Genomic DNA, 1,603 nt, shown 5'->3' with positions numbered 1-1,603 from the left:
GTAGTCTGGCAGCTTGGATTGCTGCCGTTGTTGGGGTATGAGCTTGACCCGTATTCGGTCCTGGTGCCCTTTCTCGTGTTTGCCATTGGCATGAGTCATGGCGCCCAGAAAATGAACGGCATCATGCAGGATATTGGTCGTGGCATGCACCGAGTGGTTGCTGCGCGCTTCACGTTTCGTCGCCTGTTTCTCGCCGGTCTGACTGCGCTGCTGTGTGATGCGGTGGGTTTCGCCGTGCTAATGATTATTCAGATCAAAGTCATACAAGACTTGGCCGTTATCGCTAGCATCGGCGTTGCCGTGCTGATTTTCACCAACCTCATTCTGCTACCCGTCCTGCTCTCCTATGTTGGCGTCAATCCCCGCGCGGCCGAACTAAGCCTCAAGAGCGAACGGACAGAGCAGAGTGGTCAAGCGCGACACGTTTTTTGGCGATTCCTTGATCTTTTTACTCGCAAGCGATGGGCCTTGATCAGCGTAGGTGTCAGCCTGGTGGCCGCTGTGCTGGGCTTTATGGTCAGCTTGCATCTGGCAATTGGCGATCTGGATGCTGGTGCGCCAGAGCTACGTCCGGACTCGCGTTATAACCTGGATGATGCCTTCATGACGCGTAGCTACGGAGCCAGTAGTGACTTGTTCGCCATTATGGTGAAGACGCCGAAGAGTGCCTGCTCGCGCTACGATATCTTGCGTAAGGTCGACGATTTGGATTGGCAGTTGCGTAGTTTGCCCGGGGTAGACTCAACGAACTCCATGGCTCTGCTGAATCGTCGTATGTTGGTTGGGCTGTCTGAGGGCAACTCGAAGTGGTACGAGCTGCAAAACAACCAGGCAATGCTCAACATGATTACCGCCAGCGCGCCACGTGGACTTTACAACGAGTCCTGCAGCCTGCTGACGCTTTACGTTTTTCTCAAAGACCATAAGGCCGAAACCCTTTCGCGCCTGGTTAGTCACGTCGAAGCGTTTGCAGCGGCTAATGACACTGATGAGGTCAAATTCCAGCTTGCCGCCGGTAATGCGGGAATTGAGGCGGCGACGAACATTGTGGTCAAAGAGGCCAATCGCGAGATGCTGTTCTGGGTGTATGGCGCGGTTATTTTGCTCTGCCTCGTCACCTTCAGGTCCTGGCGAGCCACTCTGTGTGCCGTGATTCCGCTCATGCTCACGTCGATTCTGTGTGAGGCACTGATGGTCGGTTTAGGTATCGGTGTGAAAGTGGCGACCCTGCCGGTAATCGCTCTAGGTGTAGGTATCGGCGTTGATTACGCGCTTTATGTAATGACCATCATGCTGGGGTTCTTGCGCGAAGGTAAAAGCCTCTCCGAAGCTTACTACCGCGCCCTGGTCTCCACCGGCAAGGTTGTAATGCTCACGGGGATAACGTTGGCGATAGGTGTGGGTACCTGGGTATTTTCCCCAATCAAGTTCCAGGCTGACATGGGTGTACTCCTGGCGTTCATGTTTGTCTGGAACATGGTGGGGGCTCTTCTACTGCTGCCGGCACTGGCTTACTTCCTCTTGCCTTCCACACCACGCAATGATGCTTCTGGCCGCAAGGTGGCTAGCCCGGTGGCGTTGAGTGAGCAATCCACTCCAGGTC

The 1,603-nt window shown here is 54.9% G+C and carries 1 protein-coding gene; it reads left to right on the top strand.

Annotated elements, in window-relative coordinates:
• Window positions 1-1,603 (top strand): efflux RND transporter permease subunit (locus tag ACXRVY_RS28115; RefSeq protein WP_458238846.1); only part of this gene is annotated, 1,603 nt, incomplete at both ends.

The sequence above is a fragment of the Pseudomonas sp. P5_A2_2 genome (genome assembly GCF_054177685.1).
Note: the sequence above shows the minus strand (reverse complement) of the source record. Positions and strands in the feature narration are given on the sequence as shown.